22 protein-coding genes and 1 tRNA gene are annotated in these 20,370 nt (G+C 65.3%); 11 read left to right on the top strand and 12 right to left on the bottom strand.

The window, feature by feature from the left end:
* Window positions 1-239 precede the first annotated feature (239 nt).
* A complete protein-coding gene (locus CGS25_RS03175) occupies window positions 240-1,028 on the top strand; it encodes a Crp/Fnr family transcriptional regulator (RefSeq protein ID WP_157933779.1) in 789 nt (262 codons plus the stop codon).
* On the opposite strand, the gene CGS25_RS03180 is transcribed toward CGS25_RS03175, so the two are convergent.
* Together CGS25_RS03180 and CGS25_RS03185 are read right to left on the bottom strand one after the other, a co-directional pair.
* Window positions 1,007-2,830: a hybrid sensor histidine kinase/response regulator gene (locus CGS25_RS03180; protein WP_232802232.1), complete on the bottom strand. Its 1,824-nt coding sequence runs from the start codon at window positions 2,828-2,830 to the stop codon at window positions 1,007-1,009. The two genes, CGS25_RS03175 and CGS25_RS03180, sit on opposite strands and share 22 nt — an antisense overlap.
* Window positions 2,827-3,489 carry a response regulator transcription factor gene (locus tag CGS25_RS03185; protein ID WP_232802233.1) on the bottom strand — a complete coding sequence of 221 codons (663 nt, stop codon included), beginning with the start codon at window positions 3,487-3,489 and terminating at the stop codon, window positions 2,827-2,829. The genes CGS25_RS03180 and CGS25_RS03185 overlap by 4 nt, the downstream gene beginning before the upstream one ends.
* A 211-nt stretch (window positions 3,490-3,700) precedes the next feature.
* On the opposite strand from CGS25_RS03185, the gene CGS25_RS03190 reads away from it, so the two are divergent.
* Window positions 3,701-3,955, top strand: a complete 255-nt coding sequence (locus CGS25_RS03190) for a hypothetical protein (protein ID WP_089033024.1) — start codon at window positions 3,701-3,703, stop codon at window positions 3,953-3,955.
* Between the two features lie 55 nt (window positions 3,956-4,010).
* Here the strand turns inward: CGS25_RS03190 and CGS25_RS03195 are convergent, their stop codons facing one another.
* The 6 genes from CGS25_RS03195 to CGS25_RS03220 all read right to left on the bottom strand — a co-directional run bounded on the left by CGS25_RS03195 (window position 4,011) and on the right by CGS25_RS03220 (window position 8,976).
* Complete coding sequence (locus tag CGS25_RS03195) at window positions 4,011-4,529, bottom strand: DoxX family protein (protein WP_232802234.1); 519 nt, start codon at window positions 4,527-4,529, stop codon at window positions 4,011-4,013.
* Between the two features lie 13 nt (window positions 4,530-4,542).
* On the bottom strand, window positions 4,543-5,283 hold the full coding sequence (locus CGS25_RS03200; protein ID WP_089033025.1) for an HvfC/BufC N-terminal domain-containing protein: 741 nt from the start codon (window positions 5,281-5,283) through the stop codon (window positions 4,543-4,545).
* The gene (bufB, locus tag CGS25_RS03205; RefSeq protein ID WP_101674579.1) at window positions 5,280-6,137 is read right to left on the bottom strand and encodes an MNIO family bufferin maturase; all 858 of its coding nucleotides are present in this window, start codon (window positions 6,135-6,137) and stop codon (window positions 5,280-5,282) included. The genes CGS25_RS03200 and bufB overlap by 4 nt, the downstream gene beginning before the upstream one ends.
* A 23-nt stretch (window positions 6,138-6,160) precedes the next feature.
* On the bottom strand, window positions 6,161-6,442 hold the full coding sequence (locus CGS25_RS03210) for a BufA1 family periplasmic bufferin-type metallophore (protein WP_101674580.1): 282 nt from the start codon (window positions 6,440-6,442) through the stop codon (window positions 6,161-6,163).
* 1,014 nt (window positions 6,443-7,456) lie between these two features.
* Complete coding sequence (locus CGS25_RS03215) at window positions 7,457-8,263, bottom strand: SDR family NAD(P)-dependent oxidoreductase (RefSeq protein ID WP_101674581.1); 807 nt, start codon at window positions 8,261-8,263, stop codon at window positions 7,457-7,459.
* Window positions 8,263-8,976 carry a glutathione S-transferase family protein gene (locus CGS25_RS03220; protein ID WP_101674582.1) on the bottom strand — a complete coding sequence of 238 codons (714 nt, stop codon included), beginning with the start codon at window positions 8,974-8,976 and terminating at the stop codon, window positions 8,263-8,265. Before CGS25_RS03220 ends, CGS25_RS03215 begins: the two co-directional genes overlap by 1 nt.
* Window positions 8,977-9,077: 101 nt before the next feature.
* Between CGS25_RS03220 and CGS25_RS03225 the strand changes: the two genes are divergently transcribed.
* Genes CGS25_RS03225 through CGS25_RS03235 form a run of 3 tightly spaced genes read left to right on the top strand, consistent with a single transcriptional unit; the run spans window position 9,078 to window position 10,909 of the window.
* Window positions 9,078-9,668: a TetR/AcrR family transcriptional regulator gene (locus CGS25_RS03225; RefSeq protein ID WP_089033030.1), complete on the top strand. Its 591-nt coding sequence runs from the start codon at window positions 9,078-9,080 to the stop codon at window positions 9,666-9,668.
* A gap of 33 nt (window positions 9,669-9,701) precedes the next feature.
* Complete coding sequence (locus CGS25_RS03230) at window positions 9,702-10,271, top strand: sigma-70 family RNA polymerase sigma factor (protein ID WP_101674583.1); 570 nt, start codon at window positions 9,702-9,704, stop codon at window positions 10,269-10,271.
* Entirely contained in the window at window positions 10,268-10,909 is a 642-nt protein-coding gene (locus tag CGS25_RS03235) for a DUF1109 domain-containing protein (protein ID WP_101674584.1), read from the top strand. Before CGS25_RS03230 ends, CGS25_RS03235 begins: the two co-directional genes overlap by 4 nt.
* A 31-nt stretch (window positions 10,910-10,940) precedes the next feature.
* Here the strand turns inward: CGS25_RS03235 and CGS25_RS03240 are convergent, their stop codons facing one another.
* From CGS25_RS03240 to hemA, 4 genes are read right to left on the bottom strand one after another with little or no spacing between them, the layout of a single operon-like run.
* The gene (locus CGS25_RS03240) at window positions 10,941-11,708 is read right to left on the bottom strand and encodes a HesA/MoeB/ThiF family protein (RefSeq protein WP_101674585.1); all 768 of its coding nucleotides are present in this window, start codon (window positions 11,706-11,708) and stop codon (window positions 10,941-10,943) included.
* On the bottom strand, window positions 11,701-12,522 hold the full coding sequence (gene prmC / locus CGS25_RS03245) for a peptide chain release factor N(5)-glutamine methyltransferase (RefSeq protein WP_101674586.1): 822 nt from the start codon (window positions 12,520-12,522) through the stop codon (window positions 11,701-11,703). Before prmC ends, CGS25_RS03240 begins: the two co-directional genes overlap by 8 nt.
* Before the next feature lie 2 nt (window positions 12,523-12,524).
* Window positions 12,525-13,613, bottom strand: coding sequence for a peptide chain release factor 1 (gene prfA / locus CGS25_RS03250; RefSeq protein ID WP_089033035.1), 1,089 nt, complete (start codon window positions 13,611-13,613; stop codon window positions 12,525-12,527).
* A 35-nt stretch (window positions 13,614-13,648) separates the two neighbouring features.
* Entirely contained in the window at window positions 13,649-14,920 is a 1,272-nt protein-coding gene (gene hemA / locus CGS25_RS03255; RefSeq protein ID WP_101674587.1) for a glutamyl-tRNA reductase, read from the bottom strand.
* Window positions 14,921-15,183: 263 nt separating this feature from the next.
* Here hemA and CGS25_RS03260 point away from each other — a divergent pair, with 263 nt between their 5' ends.
* The 6 genes from CGS25_RS03260 (at window position 15,184) to CGS25_RS03285 (ending at window position 20,364) form a co-directional block, all read left to right on the top strand.
* Window positions 15,184-16,881: a tetratricopeptide repeat protein gene (locus tag CGS25_RS03260; protein ID WP_101674588.1), complete on the top strand. Its 1,698-nt coding sequence runs from the start codon at window positions 15,184-15,186 to the stop codon at window positions 16,879-16,881.
* A complete protein-coding gene (gene lolB / locus CGS25_RS03265) occupies window positions 16,878-17,438 on the top strand; it encodes a lipoprotein insertase outer membrane protein LolB (protein ID WP_232802235.1) in 561 nt (186 codons plus the stop codon). The genes CGS25_RS03260 and lolB overlap by 4 nt, the downstream gene beginning before the upstream one ends.
* Entirely contained in the window at window positions 17,435-18,313 is an 879-nt protein-coding gene (gene ispE / locus CGS25_RS03270) for a 4-(cytidine 5'-diphospho)-2-C-methyl-D-erythritol kinase (protein WP_101674589.1), read from the top strand. Before lolB ends, ispE begins: the two co-directional genes overlap by 4 nt.
* Window positions 18,314-18,326: 13 nt before the next feature.
* Window positions 18,327-18,402, top strand: a tRNA-Gln gene (locus CGS25_RS03275).
* A gap of 52 nt (window positions 18,403-18,454) precedes the next feature.
* Window positions 18,455-19,414 (top strand): ribose-phosphate pyrophosphokinase, encoded by a 960-nt coding sequence (locus tag CGS25_RS03280; protein ID WP_089033039.1) that lies wholly within the window; start codon window positions 18,455-18,457, stop codon window positions 19,412-19,414.
* A gap of 293 nt (window positions 19,415-19,707) precedes the next feature.
* Window positions 19,708-20,364 (top strand): 50S ribosomal protein L25/general stress protein Ctc, encoded by a 657-nt coding sequence (locus CGS25_RS03285; protein WP_089033040.1) that lies wholly within the window; start codon window positions 19,708-19,710, stop codon window positions 20,362-20,364.
* Window positions 20,365-20,370: the final 6 nt, after the last annotated feature.

Below are 20,370 nucleotides of genomic sequence, written 5' to 3' on the forward strand. Positions count from 1 at the left end.
CCTGTTCGCCTGCCGTTGCCGGTCACTGTCACTGTCACTGTCACTACAGTGGTGATTTTTTTCACCGGCACCACCGCTGACGCGATAGCGACCAACGCCACGCCATTGTATTGTCCTGTCGGTACTTGGCCCCTGGGTACTTGGCCCTGCGCCGTCGCAGCCCTGGCATGACATCTGCTTGGAAGGGTGTGAACTTTCCCGGATGTCCGTTCTTTTCTGTTCGCGGAACCGCACTCACCATGATGACTCTCAGCGACGCTCTTCCCGGCTTCACGGCCCTGGCGCGGGATTACAAGAAACTGGGCAGCGAATTGAGCGCGCCGGTTTCCGCGCTGGCCAGCGCGCGGGCCTGCGCGGCGGGTGAGCGGCTGACGCCCAACCCGGACTGCCTGTATCTGGTGCGCGGCGGCACGCTGGTGGCGCATCACGGCGAGCGTCGGCTGTTCGCGTGCGACGAAGGCGACTGGCTGCCGTTGATGCCGGAGGTGGGCTATCACGCCGAAGGGGCGGTGTTGTTGGCGGAGTATCCCCGCCCGGCGGTCCAACAGCGCTGGCGTGACGACCCACGTCTGGCGTGCCGATGGGAGCGCCTGGAAAATCTGCGCAGCCGCCTTCTGGTCTGCATGCTGGCGGCCCGCGTGGGCAGCGAACACCACACCGACTCGACGTTTGTTTACGCCCGCCCCGGCGACGATCTGATCCGCCAGGGCGAACGCGCCGATGACGTCTATCATCTGTTCGAGGGGCAGGCACAGGTGTTGGTGAACGGCGTCGCCGTGGGCCAGGTCGGCGAAGGGGAACTGCTCGGCGCCATCGCGGTACTGACCGGCGCACCACGCAACGCCACGGTGCGGGCGCTGACGCCCTGCTCGGCGCTGCGCGTACCCGGCCAGCAGTTTCATCAGTTGATCAGCAGTCATCCTTCATTGATCGAACGGTTGCTGGGCGACATGGCGCGCCAGATCACCGGTTTGAACGATCGTCTGGTGGCGCTCTCGGAACCCGCTCAGGGCAATGGCGCGGGCTGATCGCCGGCGGCCAGCCACTGGCAAAGCACGGCATGCAGTTGCGCCGGTTGCAGCGGCTTTTGCAACACCAGGTAACCCTCACGCTCGGCGTGTTCCAGTGTTGGCGAACGGAATTCGCCGCTGACCATGGCGCCACTGGCGTGCGGGCAGGCTTCCAGCAACGCCTGCAACACCTGGAAACCGCTCTCGCCGGAACGCAGACGCTGGTCACACAGAATCGCCCGCGGACGAAAACCCCCGCGCAACAGGGCGAACGCCTCATCGCCACCCGCCACGCAACGCACCGATACGCCCCAGGCCCGCATCAGGCTCTGCCAGGCCTGAGTCACCATGGGGTCATCGTCCACCACCAGACAGGCGCCGGTGAGCGGCGCCAGCCGGATCTCCGCTGCAGTGCCACCACCGGCCGCCGCCAACCCGGCGGCGCCATGCAGGCGCGCCGCCGCCGGCAACGACAACCAAAAGCGCGAGCCCCGCCCGGGCACCGAATCAAGGCCGTAGCGGGCGCCCATCAAATTGGCGCTGCGCGCCACCACCGCCAGCCCCAAACCGTGGCCGGCACTGTCGATGTTCCAGGCGTGGGCGTTGCGGTAAAACAGCGCATAAATGTTTTTTTGTTCGTCGCTGGCGACGCCAATACCAGTGTCCCACACCTCCAGCATCCAATCCGGGCCGCGCCGGCGCGCCGACACCAGCACCCCGCCGCGCGGCGTGTACCGCAACGCGTTGTGCACCAGGTTGACCAAGCAACGGCGAATCAGGCCGGCGTCGCCAAAGGCGACCGCGCTGGTGGTGGCCAGGCGCATGCGCAATTCAAGACCGCGACTGTTCGCCTCGGCGCGGAACATCGCCACCACATCCTCGACGATGGCCTTCAGCCGCACCGGCTCGCGTTGCGGATTGACCACGCCGGCTTCCAGCTTGGACAGATCCAACAGCGAGTTGAACATCAGGTTCATCGAACGCACGCTCTGTTGAAGATCACGGATCGGCGCCGCCAGCGTTTCGTCGCGATTGCGCTGCGCGATCGCCTGAATCAGAAACCCCATGGCGTGCACCGGTTGGCGCAGATCGTGGCTGGCGGTGCTCAGAAACTGGTTCTTATCCTGCAGAGCGCGCTGTGCCTCATCCCGTGCCATGCGATAGCGTTCCGCCAGGCGCGCGCCCTGCTCTTCCAGATTCACCTGTTGTACGAAGAAGCGGTGCGAGGTGACACCGTGGCGATACAGGGCCACCGCGAACAGCACCGCCATCGGCAACACATACGGCCAATGCTGGGGAAAGCTCCAGGGCACCAGGATCAGTAGGAACAGCCAGCAGGTCAGAAAGAAGCGTTGAAACACCCCCCATAGCGGCGTCTGGTGGGCGGCGTTGGCGGCCATGGTGCCGGCAATGGACGCGTGCAGCACGGCGGTGTATTCGAAGCTGACCCTGCCCGCCGTCAGCGTCAGCATCGCCGCCAACCCGAGCCCATGCAGCACGGCGATCCGGTTAACGATTGGAATCCATTTTTCCAGCAACGCCAGGGCAGCGTATTGGCAGCGGTCGCGTCGGTAACGCCGGGCCAACACGAACAGCGCCAGCGCCGCCAGGCAGTATATCGCCAGCAACAGGCCCATCCAGGCGATGTCCCGGTTGAGCAGGTAAAACCAAACGGTATAGGGGACGCCGGCCAGGGGCGTCATCGACACACTGTAGAACAACCGCGAGCGGGTCATGTCCAGCAGGCGTACCCGGCCCGCGGCGCTGAGATCGTTGATTCGCGGCGGCGTACCCGGCGCCGGCTCCGCCTCGACATTCACAATCGCAAGGCACGGCCGTGCAGCAAGGTAATCACCTCGATGCGGTTGCTGACGCCCAATCGTTGCAGAATGGCGGTGATGTGTTCCTTGACGGTCTGCTCGGTGACGTTTAAGGCGCTGGCGATGCGCTTATTGGGCAAGCCGCGCAGCATCATCGCCAGCACTTCGCCCTGGCGCCGGGTCAGCCCCAGATCCACGGGGCTGACCTGCAACGGGTGGCGCCCCCGGCCCGGCGCGGCGGCCTGCCCATCGGCGTCGGTGAACCAGGTTTTGCCCCGCCGCACCGCCCGCACCGCGCGGGCGAAGGTTTCCGGCGGATCGTTTTTATGAATGAATCCCCGGGCTCCCGCCGCGCGCACCTGGCTGGCGATGCCAACGCCATCGTCGCCGCTCATCACCAGCACGTTCGCTGCTGCCCGTGCCGCCGAGAGCGTTTTCAATAAGTCCAACGCGGAACCATCAGCCAGCCAGAAATCGACGATCACCAACTCCGGCTGGCCATGGCGAGCGATCCAAGCCAGGCATTCCGCACCGCCGGCCGCGCAGTGCACCCACGCGTAGCCGCAGTGCGACGACAGGTAACCGGCAACGCCGCGCATCACCAGCGGGTGGTCATCCACCACCAGAGCATAGCCGGCATGTCCGTCACCCTCGTTCATTGCTCGCATCCCTTCATTGTGCTGCCTCGCCCATGCACGAAAACCCTACCACGGTAGGGTGGTCGAGCGCGGCGGCCGGCGATAGCGTTCCGCTTATGTCGCCGAAGCGCCCGTTGGGGGGAATTGGACGGTATCCGGGCCCTGCCGGTCCGCGCACCAGGTCCCATTATCGGCGTGTTGGCCTAGTAACCTCATTCTTTGGAGCACACCAATGAAACTCAAAAACAGCCTTATCGCCGCCGTCGCCGCGTCCGCCCTCGGCGTTTCCGTCAGTGCCCAGGCCGGCTTCCTGGACAAACTCAATGAAAAGATGGATCAGGCTTCCGAGGCCGTCGCCTCGGTGCAGAAAAAAACCGACGACACCATGAACTCCGTGCAGAGTACGGTGAAATCGGTTCAGGACACCGGCCAGTCGGTGCACGACACCAAAGAAAGCGTCACCACCATCGGCCAGCCTGACCACTGACCGCCGGCGGCGGTGACAGTGGCGAGGGCGAGGGCGAGGGCGAGGGCGAGGGCGGTCAATCGATCCCCAGGCGTCGATCCAGCGAGACAGCACCGGCGCCACGGCCGATCAGATACAACAGCAAAGCGGCCCACGACAGATGTGTGACCCAGGCATCGGGATAAACAAAGATCTCGATCACCAGCGTCATCGCCAACAACGCCATCGCCGACAGCCGGGTGAACAGGCCCAGTATCAGCAGTAACGGCAACACATGCTCAGCGTAGGTGGCCAGATGGGCGGCGATCTCCGGCGCGATCAGCGGCAGTTGGTATTCGTAGCGGAACAGCGCGTAGGTGCTGTCTTTGACGGTCAGCAGGCCACTCACCTTGGTACGCCCGGACAACAGAAAGATCGCCGCCACCGAGACACGCGCCAGTAACGCCAGCAGCGTCGGTGTGATCACTCTGTTCAGGCCTTGTGCAAGCCGGTTCCAGCGCCCGGTCAGGCCGCGCGCCGCCGGCGGTGGGCCGTCGGCATCATGGTGCGCGGCGGCCTTGCCGGCGCCCGTGCTTTGCATGCTTGTGCGATTCATGGCGGGTTCCTTTTCAGTGACAATGGGGTAACGGCTCGGCGGCAAAGGCGCCGGCCTTCAGTAATGTGGCCAGTAACGTGGCCAGATCGGTGCCCGGCTTGTGCTTTAATGCCCGCTCGGCGGCGGCCGCCAAGGGCAGCCCTTCGGCGCAGGCATTCAGAAAAAACACACCGGCGACCCCCAAAGCCTGCCAGCGCACCTCTGCGCCCGGCCGGGTTAACAACGCGCCTTCTCCGCGCCAGTGCAGAGGCTCGGGCACGGCCCGTTGTTCCCGGTTGGCGCTCCACAGGGTGAACACCGGCTGATCGTCAAACCAATGCCAACGCGCCGCCGGGTGAGGGCTCAATACCCGCGCCGCCAGGGCGTCCGGGGTTTGCTCAGCCACCAAGGCGGCCGCCAGGCAGCTCCGGTCGGCGGCCACGTGGGCTTCGCTCCAACCGCGATCCAACCGGGCCACGCCCGCCAGATAAGGCAGGCCGGCGGCCGGCTCGAAACCGGCCAGGAAATCGGCGAAGCCGTCGCCGTACAGGTACAGCCGCGGGTCATTGGGCGGCGAGGTTCGCGCGTATACCAACGCGGCGGCCCGGAACCAGGGTTCGCCGACCAGTCGCGCCACCGTCGGGAAATTCGCCTGCAGGGCGTCCACGCAGGCTTTCAATAGGGTGTTGCGGTAAACCCGCACGCCGGCGCGGCCACCGTCGGCATCGTAAAGATTCCGCAGAAAATCCCGCTGAAAGCCCGCCAGCGCTGTCATGGCATGCTCTCCAACCGCTCCAGCAACGCCTGGGCGCGTGCCCGTTCCGCCAGCAAAACGTCGAAGCTGGGGATGTTGCCATCCCGTTCGATCAGGGTAGGCACCGGCCCGGCGCGTTCAATAACGGCGCGATAAAGCTCCCATACCGGGTCCGCCACTGGCTGATCGTGGGAATCGATCAGCAGCGTTTCGCCCGTGTCCTCGGCCTGGTCTGGTGCGTCCACGCTGTGCCCGGCGAGATGGATTTCCATCACCGCCGAGAGCGGGAAATCCAGCAGATAGCGTTGCGCGTCAAAACACAGATTGTGGGCGCTGATGAACACGTTATTGATGTCCAGCAGCAAACCGCAGCCGCTGCGTTCGCACAGTTCGGCCAGGAACGCCTGCTCGGTATACCGGTGCCCCGGCACCGGCAGGTAGTGGGTGGGATTTTCGATGGCGATGCGCCGACCAAGACTGTCTTGAACCCGGGCGATGTTGTCGGCGATCACCGCCAGCGCCTCATCGCTGCGCGGAAACGGCAACAGATCGGGGTAGTAATGGCCGCCGGTCGCCGACCAGGCCAGGTGCTCGGAAACCAGCATCGGATCGACCCGTTCGACCAGCTTTCTGAAGCGCCGCAGGTGCCGCGCATCCGGCGGCGCCGGCGCCGCCAGTGACATCGCCACGCCATGCAGCGACAACGGATGGCGCTCGGCGATGGCGTCCAGCCACGCCAGGCGCGGGCCGCCGTCGACCATATAATTTTCCGGGTGCACCTCAAACCACAGGCCGCCCGCGCGACAATCGCGGGCGGCCTGAAAGTAATCCGGCTTAAGGCTCAGACCCGCCCCCGGCCGTATCGGTGCGTTCATCCGCGATCAACGCCGTGCGTGGCTCAGGATTCCATCGGCTTCAGAGAGCCGTGGCCGTTCGGCGTCTTGATCGACGTGCAGGTGCCTTCCGGAACCAGGGTCCAGGCGTTGCCCTGATAATCCATTTTGGAGGTGCCGGCGCAGCTGGTGCCCGGGCCTGCTTTGCAGTCGTTGTGGCCGGCCAGGGAAACGCCGTAGCATTTTTCCATCGGCTGGTCGGCGGCGTGATCCTGGGCGGCCAGAGCCACGCCGGACGCCAGGGAAGACACGATCAGAGTGGTGGCGGAAAGGGTCAGTTTGTTCATTTCGATAACACCTCTAACGAATCAAAAGGAAGGAAGCTCACCGTGGCGGCGATCAACCGATGATCGCCGCCACCCTTTCCAATTCGTTGTCGGTGTGTGTCCGGTTACAGAGGCGAGAAAAAAGGTTCATCGCGGAATAGCGGGAATTGACTCATGCTGATCCACTTCCCATCGCCGCTGACGCCCTGTTGGGCGTTCTACGTTCTTGCTTGTCCAAGAAAGTAGACACATCCCGCGCAGCGGGTGAACGCACGCAGTGCGGGCCGTAGGCCGGAGCGAAGCGGAGTCAAGAAGGACACCCCGTTGTGTCGCCCTTCGGGTACCCGAGTCGCCGGAAATTGATGGCCGGGTCGGCGACGAGACGAGCCTGCGGCCCCGGCCCCGAGCCGGCATGCTCGGGGCGCTACGCCGGGCGAAGCAATGCTTCGCTTGATCCGGCTTCGCCCTGTCGTCCGCCGCCTCAGTTGGCCGTCCCTGGCCAACTGACCCTATCAATTTCCCGCGCCTCGGCGACACAACAAGGGGGAGGGCCCTCCAGATCGGTACTGGGCGCGCCGTAACGCTGACAGCCCCTCTACAGCGCCACGTAGGAGCAGGCCCTGCCAGCGACATATTTTGATCTTATGGCTGAGCGGTCCTCGACCGCGAACCGGCGCAGCCGGACGGCGTTCCAGTCCTCGCCAGGCTTATTTCCCTGCCGCAACCCGGCGGTGTGATGACCCGTGGCGGTGACGCTGCTCAGTGAGCGGGGCAAGGGCGGGGCCTGGAGGGAGCAGTTTGGCCAGGGATGGCCAAACAAACAGCGGCCTTGGGTGAGGCAAGCAGGTTGCGAAGCACTGCTTCGCGCGCCGCCGAACGCCGCCCATCTGCGATGGGTGGCCGGGCCCGCTCGCGGGGCTTGAGCGGTCCCGGAAGGCACCGCCCTTGCCCCGCGCCCCAATGGAGCGACCCAGCCGCGAGCCAAAAAAGGCTTCCCGTCAATCCGCGATGAACCCAAAAAACCGGCAACCGGCATTACAACGCCGAGTGATCCCGCACCGCCTCTTCCAGGTCCGCTTTCATGCCCAGAAAGCGCTGATCCAATGCTTGCGGGTTTTCCCGGTTCATGGCGATCATGGCGGCGCGGGCCTCGCCACCACGAATCACCTGCAAGGCACCCTGCTGCATGCCCGCGATCATCGCCTCGGCCACCGCGCCGGGGGATTCCTTGTTGAAGCCCAGGTCCGGCCCGGCCCGGGATGACCCCATCATCGGCGTGTCGGTGGCGCCGGGGTACAGGGTCATCACCTGAATCCCTTCGCCGTTCAACTCCCGGCGCAACGCTTCACCAAAGTGCGACAACCCCGCTTTCACGGCGGCGTAGGTGGTGTAAAACGGCATGCCGATCAGAGCGATGCCGGACGCCACATTGACCACCATCGCCTCGCCGCTGGCGCGCAGCGCGGGCAAGGCGGCGCGGGTCAGCAAAATGGGCGCCAGCAGATCCACGGTCAGCATGGTGCTGATCTCGTCCTCACTGGTGTGCTCCAGGCGTCCAGCGCGCACGCCTCCGGCGTTGTTGATCAGAATGTCCAAGCCGCCGAGACACTCCAGGGCTTTGTTCAAGGTCGCCTCGCGGCCCGCCGGCGTAGCCAGATCGGCGGCCACGCCCTCGACCTGGCCACCGCCGGCACGCAACCGCTCCACCGCCTGGCTCAACGCCTCCGGTCGGCGGCCGCTGATCACCAGGCGCGCCCCCGCCGCCGCCAGCGCCTCGGCGGCGGCCAGGCCGATGCCACTGGAGCCACCGGTCAGCAATACTCGTTTATCGGTGAGATTCATCATGCCTCCGGCTTTTGCACAGGGTAATTGGAGGGAAACAAGGCGCGGCGGGTTTCTTCGTCCATGTCCTTTTTAAACGAGTGATCCTTACCGACGGCCCGCGCCCGCGCCACGGCGGGCCGGCTGTCGACGCGCTCAAACCAGGCCCGCAAATGGGCAAACGCCGCCAGCGGGTCGTCCTCTCCAGCCAGCGCCACCGGCGCCCGGTCCAGCCATCCCCAGGCGGACATATCGACGATTGAGTAGTCCTCACCCAGCAGGTAATCGCGGCCCTGCAGACGTTCATCGAGCACCTGATAATGGCGCTGCACTTCGCGCCGATAACGATTAATGGCGTAGTCGTTCTTTTCCGGCGCCATGTGCTGGAAGTGCACCGCCTGCCCGGAATACGGCCCCACGCCAGAGGCGATAAAAAACAGCCAGGACAACAATTCCGGCCGGATCTCCGCGGGGCCCAGGAAACGGCCACTCTTTTCCGCCAGATACAACAAAATAGCACTGGAATCGAACAGCCGCGCCGGCGCGCCGCCAGGGCCGTCGTGGTCAACGATGGCCGGCACCTTGGCATTCGGATTGATGGCACGAAACGCCGCCAGGTGCTGTTCGCCCTTGCGCGTATCCACCGGCTTGAGCTGGTATTCAAGGCCGGCCTCTTCCAACATCAAGGCGACTTTCGCCGGGTTCGGGGTGGGGTGAAAATAGAAGTCAATCATGCTGTCTCCACGAGCGATTTTTCATTTTAGATCGATCGTTTTAGAATAGGCACAATCGCTACCCCGTGACAATACAAAAGCCGCCTCGCCAAGGAGCCGCCATGGCACGACCGAGACAATTCGACGAGCGCACCGTGCTCGACGCCGCCGTGCAATGCTTTTGGAAGCACGGCTATGAAGCCACCTCGATTCGCGATCTGGCTCATCACATGAACCTGACCGGCGCCAGCCTTTACAACGCCTTCGGCGACAAGCGCGCGCTCTACCGGCGCGCATTGGATCACTACCTCGCCAACAGCTTCGGCGAGCGGGTCGGCCGGTTCGAAGACAAGCTGCCGCCCGCCGAGGCGATTCGCTCGTTTCTCAACGAGATCGTCGAGCGCTCGCTGAGCGACCCGGACCGCAAAGGATGCATGCTGGTCAATTCCGCCCTGGAGGTGGCCCCCCACGACGCCGATTTCCAGCGCGTGGTGAGCGACATGCTGACCCAGGTGGAGGGCTTTTTTTACCGCTGTGCACTGGCCGGACAGCGCGATGGCAGCATTGCCGACGACCAGTCCCCCGAGGATCTGGCGCGCTTTCTGCTCGGCGTTTTAATGGGCATTCGGGTGCTGGCGCGCAGCCGCCCGGAACCGGCCTTGCTGCACGGCCTGGTGAAGCCGGCGTTCGCTCTGCTCAAGGCGCATCGATGATTTTTTTCCGGCACGGCGTAACCGGTAGCCACCATGCAGCGAACTGAGAAAGACGCACAACAGCGAACCGAGGCGCGCCTGCGGGATCTTTTCCTGGCCGGTCTGAACGGTGAGGCGCGCCTCTACCAGCAGTTTCTGGAAAGCCTGAGCGGCCATTTGCGCGCGTTCCTGCGCCGGCGCCTGTTCCATTCCCACAACGACGTGGAAGATCTGCTGCAGGAAGTATTGATGGCGGTGCACAATGCGCGCCACACCTATCGGCCAGAGCAACCGCTGACCGCCTGGGTGTACGCCATCGCCCGCTATAAGCTGATGGATCACCTGCGCGCGCACGCGCGCCGGGACACGTTCAACGATCCCCTGGAGGATCATCAGGCGCTGTTCGCGGCGGACGACGACGAACCGGCCCGCGCCCGCCGTGATCTGCACAAACTGCTGGAGGCGCTGCCCGAACGTCAGCGGTTGCCGATTGTGCATGTTAAATTACAGGGGCGTTCGGTGGCGGAAACGGCGCGCCTGACCGGGTTGTCCGAATCCGCCGTGAAAATTGGCGTGCACCGGGGTTTGAAGGCCCTGGCGGCACGCATGCGAGAGGATCAATGAAAACCGACGAGCTGATCACAATGCTGGCCACCGGGGTGGCCCCGGTACAGCGCCATTCGGTCGGCCGGCGCCTGGGTCTGGCCTTCGCGGTCGGGCTGGCCGGCGCATTGGCGTTGATGGCGCTGGTGTTCGGGCCGCGCCCGGATCTGGCCAGCGTGGCGGCGACGCCGGTGTTCTGGCTGAAACTGGCGTTTCCGTTCAGCCTTGTCCTGATCACGCTGTGGGCGAGCAGCCGTCTGGCGCGGCCCGGCGTGCCCGCCACCCGGGCAGTGGCGCTGATTGCCGTGCCCGTGATCGTGGTGCGGGGAGCGGCCCTGGTGGCGCTATTGCTGGCCCCGGCAACGGCCCGTTCGGAGCTGATTTTCGGCCATACCTGGCGCAGCTGTGTGTTCAATATTCAGTTGCTGGCGATTCCCACTTTCGTCACCGCCTTTGCTGCCTTGAGGGATCTGGCGCCGACGCGTCCGCGTCTCGCCGGCGCCGTCGCGGGGCTGTTCGCCAGCGCCACCGGCACGCTGGTCTATTGCCTGCATTGTCCGGAAATGGCCACGCCATTCTGGGCGGTCTGGTATCTGCTGGGCATGGCGGCGCCGACACTGATTGGCGCGGCACTCGGGCCACGGCTATTGCGCTGGTAGGCGCGTTCTCCAGGCTTTTTCCCCGCGCACTTTATCCCCCACACACCGCGCAGCGGGAGTCCTTGCGGAAACGGATTTCCCGCCAACTCACGGTGCGGCCGTCGAACAGCCGCAACACCGGCGCCATTTCCTGGCCGGCGATCACCTGTATGGCAAGCAACGCCTGCAGGGTGCCAATGGCGCCGACCACCGGCCCCAGCACGCCAGCCTCGCTGCAGGCGAGATCACCGTCGGTGCCTTCGCCATACACGCAGGCGTAGCAGGCGTTGCCGGGATCGCGAAGATCAAACACCGCCAACTGACCGTCCATGCGAATGGCCGCCCCGCTGACCAGTGGTTTGGCGTGGCGCACGCAGGCCGCGTTGACGATCTGGCGAGTGGCGAAATTGTCGCTGCAATCCAGCAACACCGTGGCGTCGGGGAGATGGCGGTCAAGCCAGTCGGCGTCCGCCCGCGCCACGAAGGCGTCAACCCGGCTGTCCGGATTGAGCGCGCCGAGCCGGCGCGCCAGGGCGACGGCCTTGGCCTCGCCCAGGTCATCGCCGTGGAAGGCGATTTGCCGGTGCAGATTGCTCAGCTCAACGCGGTCGTCGTCCACCAACAGCAGCCGGCCAACGCCGGCGCCAGCCAGATACAGGGCCGCCGGGCTAGCCAGGCCACCGCAACCGACGATGATGACGGTGGCGGTGCTCAGCGCCTGCTGGCCATCCAGGTCGAATTCCTCGACCAGCAGTTGGCGGCTGTAGCGGAGCAGTTGCTGGTCATCCAGCGTGCGTTGGCGATCGGTGGAGTCAGACATGGCCCAAGGTTACCCTGTCATTGCCGCCCAGGTCGCGGTGGGTGGCCACCGCCTGGAAGTTTTTTTCGGCGAGTAGGGTGCGCACCGCGCCGCCCTGATCGAAACCATGCTCAAGCACCAGCCAGCCGCCGGCATTCAGGGCATCGCCGGCCTGGGCGATGATCACTCTTAAATCCGCCAGACCATGGTCGTTGGCGGCCAGGGCGGCGCGCGGCTCGAAACGCACGTCGCCTTGCTGCAGATGATGATCGTCCGGGTCCACGTAGGGCGGATTGCTGACAATCAGATCAAAGCGGCCACTCACCCCGCTGAGCCAGTCGCCACACACCAAGCCCACCTCGGCGCCGAGCCGCTCGGCGTTGTCCCGGGCCACGCGCAGCGCGGCCAGGCTGGCGTCGGTCAGGATCACGTTCCAGGCCGGGCGCTCCAGCGCCAGGGTAACGCCAATGGCGCCGCTGCCGGTGCCCAGATCCAGCGCCCGGCGCGGTGTGTCGTCAAGCAGGGCCAGCACCGTTTCCACCAGGGTTTCGGTGTCCGGCCGGGGAATCAGGGTGTGCGGACTGACCAGGAAGGCTCGCCCGTGGAATTCGCGCTCGCCGGTCAGGTGGGCGACCGGCTCGCCCGCCGCGCGACGCGCCAGCAACGCCCCGAACAGCCGGGTTTGAGTCTCGTCCAGGGTGCGCTCGGGCCAGGTGTACAGATAGGCGCGCGTCTGCCCGAGGGCGCGACACAGCAACAATTCAGCGTCCAGCGCCGGGCTCGGCGACTGGCTTAGCGTCTCGCGGGCGTCGCGCAGCGCCTGATCAATGCGCATCGTCAGTGGCCGTCGGCCAGCGCCGCCAGTTGCTCGGCCTGGTGCTCGGAAAGCAGCGCGCCGACCACTTCGTCCAGATCGCCGGCGACGATTTCGTTCAGCCGGTACAGGGTCAGATTGATGCGATGGTCGGTGAGCCGGCCCTGGGGAAAATTGTAGGTGCGAATGCGCTCGGAGCGGTCTCCGGAGCCGACCAGGGATTTCCGTTCGGCGGCTTGCTCGGCGTGGGCGGCGCTTTCGCGGGCATCAAGCAACCGGGCTTTCAGCAGCGACATCGCCTTGGCCTTGTTCTTGTGCTGGCTGCGTTCATCCTGACATTCCACCACCACGCCGGTGGGCAGGTGGGTCAGACGCACCGCCGAATCGGTGGTGTTGACGTGCTGCCCGCCGGCACCGGAGGAACGGTAGGTGTCCACGCGCAAATCCTCGGTGCGGATTTCGATGTCGCCGGCGGCCTCCGCTTCGGCAAGGATCGCCACCGTGCACGCCGAGGTATGAATGCGGCCCTGGGATTCGGTGGCCGGCACCCGCTGCACCCGGTGCGCGCCGGATTCGAATTTGAGCCGCGAATACACGCCGTCGCCGGCAATGCGCGCGATCACTTCCTTGAAACCGCCGTGCTCACCCTCGCTGGCGCTGATCATTTCCACGCGCCAGCCGCGCTGATCGGCGTAACGGGAGTACATGCGGAACAGGTCACCGGCGAAAATGGCCGCCTCGTCGCCACCGGTGCCGGCGCGGATCTCCAGATAAACACTGGCGCTGTCACGGGGGTCGCGGGGCAGCATCAGCGTCTGCAGTTGCTGTTCCAGCTGTTCCAGCCGCTGCTCCGCGTCGCGCGCCTCCTCGGCGCCCATTTCCCGCATCTCCGGGTCGCTGTCGTTTTGCAGGGCGCGCGCCGCGTCGCGATTGTCCAGGGTTTCGCGATAGCGGCGATAGGTGCCCACCACCGGCTCCAGTTCGGAATATTCCTTGGACAATTCGCGAAAGCGGTTCTGCTCGCCAATCACCTGCGGGTCCGAGAGCAGCGCACTGAGTTCCTCGAACCGCTCGACCAGTTTTTCCAGCTTGGCGTTCAGCGACGCTTTCATTGCGTGAACCTCTGAGATAATTGCATGGACGTTACCTAATCGTCGCCGGCGCTATCGCTGTCCTGGTCGAGCAGAATCTGGCGCGCCATCATCAGGGCGTCGCTGTGGCCCTCGGCGGCCAGTTGACGCAGCGTGACGCTGGGCTGGTGCAGCCATTTATTGACCAGATTGTGCTTGAAGCGGCGCAGTACCTGCTCGGGATCGCCGCCCTGCTGCAACTGGGCCAGGGCGCGCTGCAATTCCTGGTCGGCAAGATCGGTGCGCTGACGGCGGTAATCGCGCAGCACGCCGGCGGCCCGTTGCTCGCGGCGGCTGCGCCGGTGCAGGCGGATCGCTTCGGCGATCAGCACGGTGGCCTGATCGGCGGCTTCGCGGCGGGCCCGCACGTTTTCCTGAATCGCTTCCTGCAGATGATCGACCGTGTACAGATACACGTCATCCAGCTCGCCCACCTCCGGTTCGATGTCCCGGGGCACGGCGATGTCGACCATGAACATGGGCTTATGGCGACGGCGCTTGAGCGCGCTTTCCACGGTGCCCTTGCCGAGAATCGGCAACGGCGCGGCGGTGCAGGCGATCAGAATGTCGGCGTGCTCCAGCGCCACCGGCAATTCCTCCAGCGCGATGCCACGCCCGCCCACCGTCCGCGCCAACGCTTCGGCCCGCTCGGGGGTGCGGTTGGCGATCACGATCTCGCGCACCTGCTGTTCCTGCAGATGGCGCGCCACCAGTTGGATCATCTCGCCGGCGCCGATCAACAGGGCCCGGCTTTTCTTCAAATCCGCGAAAATATGTCGCGCGAAGGACACCGCCGCGTAGGCCACCGACACCGGATTGGCGCCAATGCCGGTTTCCGTGCGGATGCGCTTGGCCACCGAGAAGACGTTCTGGAATACCCGCCCCAATTCGCCGTTGAGCAAGCCGGCTTCGTGGGCGCGGGCATAGGCTTCGCGCATTTGTCCGAGAATCTGCGGCTCGCCGAGCACCAGGGAATCCAGCCCGCCGGCCACGCGCATCATATGCTCCAGGGCCTGCTCGTCACGATGGTGGTAGAGCGCCGCGCTGATCTTATCCACCGGCATGCGCCGGGTGCGGGCCAGCCAATCGCCGAAATCCGGGGCCTCGCCCTCGATCAGGCAATAGATTTCGGTGCGGTTACAGGTGGAGAGCAGCGCCGCTTCACTCACGCCAGGCAGCTCACGCAACGCCAACAGCGCCTGGTCCGCCTGGTCGGCGGAGAACGCCAGTTGCTCACGCAACTCCACGTCCGCGGTGGTGTGGTTAACGCCGACGGCGATGAGATTCATAGTCAAACGAGGACAACCCGGCAAAGGGGTTCTGCCTGATACGCGCAAGGGTGTCGCATTTTGCGCGAATCCGCCCTGTAAAACAATGTCAGCGCCGGCGAGCCCGGCCTCTCCAGCCGGCCGGGCCAGCGCCGCCGGGTCCACTGCATGGCCACGATCTGGCGGAGCGCCCGCGGCGGTCGGAAAATGGGTTCAAGGCTCCCTTGGGTGCACCCCGGCGGTGTGCCATGATAGCCGCTCACTGAGACCTCGATTGGCAGCCGATGAAATCACGTCCGTCGCTTATTATTGTCGCGCTCGCCGCCCTGGCGGGCTGCGCGCACACCCCGCCCGCGCCCAAACCGGCCACGCCGCCGCCCGCCAACCTGCCGCCGATCCGCTACGATGGCGAAACCCTGGGCGACCTGCTGGTGGCCGAAGTGGCCGCCCAGCGGCAAGCGCTGGATGTGACCATGGCCTATTACGGCAAGGCCGCCTCCCGCACCCATGATCCCGAGGTGATCGGCCAGGCCACCCGCCTGGCCACTTTCCTGCAGGACCCGGACCAGGCCCGGCGACTCGCCGGCCTGTGGCTTGAGCGCGAACCGGACAACGAGGACGCCCTGCGCCTGGCGGCGCTGGCGGAGATCGAACTGGGCAATGGCGACGCCGCCGCCGTGCACATCGACCGGCTGGTGAAACGCTCCGGCAGCGACGCCCTGGTGCCTCTGGTGGCCGAGGCCCAAAGCCTGGATGAAGAAGGCAACCGGCAATTGCTCAGCGCTCTGTCCGGGCTGGCCGAACGCTACCCCGACGAAGCCCCGCTGTGGTATGCGCGGGCCCTGGATCTGCGCCAGCAAGCGGACCTGGAAGGCGCCATGGAGGCGGTGGAGCACGCTCTGGACCGGCAACCCGGGCACCAGGAAGCGCAGCTGCTCAAGGGCCAGTTGCTGTTCGAACAGGGCGAGCACAAAAAAGCCCTGCGCCATCTCAGCAAGCTGGTGGACGAACGCCCCGAGGCGCGCCGCCCACGGGTCGCCTACATCCGCCTGCTGCTGGCCGCCCGGCAGACCGAAAAGGCTGAGCAGCAATTGCGGATTCTCGCCGAGCAGAACCCGGACGACCTGGATCTGCAATACTCGCTGGCGCTGATCGCCCTGGAATCCGGCGCCGGCGACGCCGCCGAGGATCTGCTGCGGGGCTTGCTGGCCCAAGGCTATCGCAGCGACGAGATTCGCCTCAACCTGGGCCAGGCGGCGGAATTGCGCGACGCCCCGGACCAGGCCATCGACTATTATCTGCAGGTCCAGGGCAGCGACAGCCTGCGCGCCCAGGTGCAGGCGGCCCGCCTCATGTACCGCCAGGGACGCAGCGCCGAAGCCCATGCCCTGATGACCACCCTGATCAACCAGAATCCGGGCAGCACCGACGTGCTGGTGATCAGCGAAGCGGAAATGAAAACCGAAAACGGCGACGCCGACGGCGCGCTGGCGATGCTCAAAGAGGCGCTCGCCAACCAGCCGGACAACGCCGACCTGCTTTATTCCCACGGCATGACCGCCCAGACCATGGGCCGCTTTGAAGTCATGGAGCGCGACTTGAAACGGGTGTTGGAACTGCAACCCAACGACGCCGGCGCTCTCAATGCGCTGGGCTACACCTGGGCCGACCGGGGTGTGCACCTGGATCAGGCGGAACAAATGATCCGCCAGGCGCTTCAGCAAAACCCGGACGACCCGGCGATCCTCGATTCCATGGGCTGGGTGCTGTACCGACAGGGCCGGCTGGACCAGGCGCTGCGTTATCTGGCGCGCGCCCACGCGCTTTATCCCGATTCGGAGGTCGCCGCGCACCTGGGCGAGGTGCTCTGGCAACTGGGCGAGCACGATAAAGCGCGGCTGGTCTGGAAGAGCAGCCTGGATGCGGAACCGGACGCCCCGGCGGTGCGCAACACCCTGAAACGCCTGGAGGTGGAGCTGTGAAATACCTGTGGCCCCTGCTCGCGGTGCTGCTGGCGGCCTGCCAGAGCCAGCCCGTGGTGACCACCGATTTCAGCCGCGCCGATCAGATTCAGCGCTGGAACATGAGCGGCAAACTCGGTTACCGCACCGCTGAGGACGGCGGCTCCGCCACCTTTGACTGGCACCAGACGCCGCGCAACGGTGAAATTCACTTTTCCGGCCCGCTCGGCTTTGGCAGCGCCGAGTTGACCTGGCGGCCCGGCGTCGCCCGGCTGCGCACCGGCAAAGGCGAATGGCAGGCGCGCAGCCCCGGCGAGCTGGCCTGGCACCTGACCGGCTTCTGGCTGCCGGTCTCGGCGCTGCAGTACTGGAGCCGCGGCCTGCAGTGGCCGGGCGCCCCCGGCGAAGCGCAGACCAACGACGCAGGCCAGATTACCGGCCTGCGGCAATTGGGCTGGCAACTCGAGTTCGACCGCTATGAAAAGGTCGGCCGGGTGGCGTTGCCGCATCGCATCAAGGCGGTCCAGGGCGACGATCGCTTTACCCTGCTGATCAGGGAGTGGCAACCGCTGCCATGACGCGCTTCTCTCTGCCGGCGCCGGCCAAGTTGAATCTTTTTTTGCATATCACCGGCCGTCGGCCGAATGGCTTCCACGAACTGCAAACCCTGTTCGCGCTGCTCGATCACGGTGACACCCTGACCTTCGAGAGCGCCGAGCGATTGAGTCTGCGCTGTGACGACCCGGCCCTGGCCGACGACGACAACCTGGTGCTGCGCGCCGCGCGCCTGCTGCGCCAACAGACCGGCTGCGCCGCCGGCGCCCGCCTGACCCTGACCAAGCGGCTGCCCGCCGGTGGCGGCCTGGGCGGTGGCTCCTCCGACGCGGCCACCGCCCTGTGGGGCCTGGACCAGCTGTGGGGGCTGAATCTCGGTGAACAGCGGTTGGCCGAATTGGGCCTGATGCTGGGCGCCGACGTGCCGGTGTTCGTGCGCGGCCGCAACGCCTGGGCCGAGGGCGTCGGTGACCGGCTGACACCGGTGCCGCTGCCGCAACAGTGGTTTCTGGTGGTGGAACCGGGCATTAGTGTTTCAACCGCTCGAATTTTCAACGACCGGCAATTGACAAGGCACACCCCCACCATTAAATTACCGGCCTCGCTTGGGGCGGCCACCCTGGAAACGCTGCACAACGATTGTGAAGCCGTTGCCAGACGCCACTTTCCCGCCATTGGGGAAGCCCTGGACTGGCTCCAGCGAGAAGCGGGTAACGCCCGCATGACCGGCACCGGCGCTTGCTGTTTCGCACGCCTGACCGGAGAGCAATCAGCGCAGCCATTGCTGCAGCGATTGCCACAACACTGGACAGCTTTTGTAGCTCGAAGCACTCAAATCTCACCTCTTCATGAGGCACTGGCGACGCTTCGAGCCACGCAGAATTCAGGTCAAACCTGAGGCAAGTTAGTGTTGGGGTATAGCCAAGTTGGTAAGGCAGCGGGTTTTGATCCCGTCATTCCCAGGTTCGAGTCCTGGTACCCCAGCCATATTTTCCCGCATCATACCCAAACTCATTAAGCCATTCCCCAGGGGGCGCCAGTGTCCAAACTCGTCGTTTTCACCGGGAACGCCAACCCGGAACTGGCCGAGGCCATGGTCAAACAGCTGAACCTGCCCATCGGCGACGCCGAAGTGGGCACCTTCAGCGACGGCGAAGTGGCCGTGGACATCCAGGAAAACGTGCGCGGCAAGGACGTGTTCATCGTCCAGTCCACCTGCCAGCCCACCAACAACAACCTGATGGAACTGCTGGTGATGGCGGACGCCCTGCGCCGCTCCTCCGCCGGCCGCATCACCGCGGTGATGCCCTACTTCGGCTACGCCCGCCAGGATCGCCGGGTGCGCTCCGCGCGGGTGCCGATCACCGCCAAGGTGGTGGCCGACATGATCACCGCCGTGGGCATCGACCGGGTGGTGACCGTGGACCTGCACGCCGACCAGATTCAGGGTTTCTTCGACATTCCCGTGGACAACGTCTACGCCACGCCGCTGATCGTCGCCGACATCGAGCGCCAGAAGCACGACGACCTGATGGTGGTGAGCCCGGACGTGGGCGGCGTGGTGCGCGCCCGCGCCCTGGCCAAGCAACTCAACGACGCGGACCTGGCGATCATCGACAAACGCCGCCCCAAGGCCAACGAATCCCAGGTGATGCACATCATCGGTGAAGTCGAAGGCCGCACCTGCGTGCTGGTGGACGACATCGTCGACACCGCCGGCACCCTGTGCAAAGCCGCCCAGGCCCTCAAGGACCACGGCGCCGCCAAGGTGTTCGCCTACTGTACCCACCCGGTGCTCTCCGGCCCGGCGATCAAGAACATCGCCGCCAGCGCCATGGACCAGCTGGTGGTCACCGACACCATCCCTCTCAGCGAAGAAGCCCGGCGCTGCGGCAACATCCGCGTGCTCAACCTGGCGCCGATGCTCGCCGAGACCATCCGCCGGGTAAACAACGAAGAATCCCTGTCCGCCATGTTCGACAGGTTGGAGTTGGTTTAAGGCGGTTGAAAGTTGCAGGTTAAAAGTTGAAAGCGCGGCCAGGCTCTTCTGCCCGCGTTCAGCATCGGAGGCCGCGCCCATCGCCTGGACGCGGCCTCTTGCGTTTCGGCGACGCCCCTCTGATCACGCGCCTTCAACTTTTAACTTGTCACTTTTAACTTCCAACCCCAACGTCTGGCCTCCTGGCCAGATTTCCGGCATAATCCGCCCCCTTCCGGGCATCCGTCCGGGGTTATCAATCTCTTCGTCGCGCCTGGTCGCGGGGTGGCGGGGGGCATAACGGAGACATCATCATGTCCAATGCATTTACGCTGACTGCTGAAAACCGCAGCCACGCGGGGAAAGGTGCGAGCCGCCGCCTGCGTCGTCTGCACAATAAAGTCCCGGGTATCATCTACGGCGGCGAAGCCGAGCCGGTGATGGTTTCCCTGGAAATGCGCGAACTGAAGAAAGCCCTGGAAACCGAGGCCTTCTACAGCCACGTGCTGACCCTGAAACTGGATGGCAAAGAGCAGCAGGCGGTCCTGCGGGATCTGCAGCGCCACCCGGCCACCGGTTTCCCCGCCCACATCGACTTCCTGCGTGTGGATCAGAGCCACAAGATCACCATGGTGGTACCGCTGCACTTCACCAACGAAGAGAAGTGCATTGGCGTGAAGAAACAAGGTGGCGAAATCCACCACAACATCGCCGAAGTGGAAGTGAGCTGTCTGCCGCAGAACCTGCCGGAATACCTCACCGTGGACATGACCGCGGTGGAGCTGGACCAGGTGATTCACCTGTCCGACGTGAAACTGCCCGCCGGCGTGGAACTGACCCAACTGGCCCTGGGCGAAGACCACGACCAGCCGGTGGCCGCGGTACACACTCCGAAAGTGCGTGCCAGCGCCGACAGTGACGAAGAAGAAGCCGCCAGCGGCGGTGACGCCGAAGCCTCCGACGAGGATTGATCAGCG

Origin of the sequence: Alloalcanivorax mobilis, assembly GCF_002864685.1 — a bacterium.
In the GTDB taxonomy this organism is placed as follows: Bacteria; Pseudomonadota; Gammaproteobacteria; order Pseudomonadales; family Alcanivoracaceae; genus Alloalcanivorax; species Alloalcanivorax mobilis.

Bases quoted from the DNA above. Each gene is read 5' to 3' on its own strand.
- hemA (WP_101674587.1), bottom strand. From the start codon at position 14,920: ATGAATCTCATCGCCGTCGGCGTTAACCACACCACCGCGGACGTGGAG.
- CGS25_RS03195 (WP_232802234.1), bottom strand. From the start codon at position 4,529: ATGAATCGCACAAGCATGCAAAGCACGGGCGCCGGCAAGGCCGCCGCG.
- CGS25_RS03200 (WP_089033025.1), bottom strand. From the start codon at position 5,283: ATGACAGCGCTGGCGGGCTTTCAGCGGGATTTTCTGCGGAATCTTTAC.
- bufB (WP_101674579.1), bottom strand. From the start codon at position 6,137: ATGAACGCACCGATACGGCCGGGGGCGGGTCTGAGCCTTAAGCCGGAT.
- CGS25_RS03185 (WP_232802233.1), bottom strand. From the start codon at position 3,489: ATGAACGAGGGTGACGGACATGCCGGCTATGCTCTGGTGGTGGATGAC.
- CGS25_RS03240 (WP_101674585.1), bottom strand. From the start codon at position 11,708: ATGTCTGACTCCACCGATCGCCAACGCACGCTGGATGACCAGCAACTG.
- CGS25_RS03225 (WP_089033030.1), top strand. From the start codon at position 9,078: ATGGCACGACCGAGACAATTCGACGAGCGCACCGTGCTCGACGCCGCC.
- CGS25_RS03285 (WP_089033040.1), top strand. From the start codon at position 19,708: ATGTCCAATGCATTTACGCTGACTGCTGAAAACCGCAGCCACGCGGGG.
- prfA (WP_089033035.1), bottom strand. From the start codon at position 13,613: ATGAAAGCGTCGCTGAACGCCAAGCTGGAAAAACTGGTCGAGCGGTTC.
- CGS25_RS03175 (WP_157933779.1), top strand. From the start codon at position 240: ATGATGACTCTCAGCGACGCTCTTCCCGGCTTCACGGCCCTGGCGCGG.
- prmC (WP_101674586.1), bottom strand. From the start codon at position 12,522: ATGCGCATTGATCAGGCGCTGCGCGACGCCCGCGAGACGCTAAGCCAG.
- CGS25_RS03235 (WP_101674584.1), top strand. From the start codon at position 10,268: ATGAAAACCGACGAGCTGATCACAATGCTGGCCACCGGGGTGGCCCCG.
- CGS25_RS03210 (WP_101674580.1), bottom strand. From the start codon at position 6,442: ATGAACAAACTGACCCTTTCCGCCACCACTCTGATCGTGTCTTCCCTG.
- CGS25_RS03190 (WP_089033024.1), top strand. From the start codon at position 3,701: ATGAAACTCAAAAACAGCCTTATCGCCGCCGTCGCCGCGTCCGCCCTC.
- CGS25_RS03260 (WP_101674588.1), top strand. From the start codon at position 15,184: ATGAAATCACGTCCGTCGCTTATTATTGTCGCGCTCGCCGCCCTGGCG.
- ispE (WP_101674589.1), top strand. From the start codon at position 17,435: ATGACGCGCTTCTCTCTGCCGGCGCCGGCCAAGTTGAATCTTTTTTTG.
- CGS25_RS03220 (WP_101674582.1), bottom strand. From the start codon at position 8,976: ATGATTGACTTCTATTTTCACCCCACCCCGAACCCGGCGAAAGTCGCC.
- CGS25_RS03230 (WP_101674583.1), top strand. From the start codon at position 9,702: ATGCAGCGAACTGAGAAAGACGCACAACAGCGAACCGAGGCGCGCCTG.
- CGS25_RS03215 (WP_101674581.1), bottom strand. From the start codon at position 8,263: ATGAATCTCACCGATAAACGAGTATTGCTGACCGGTGGCTCCAGTGGC.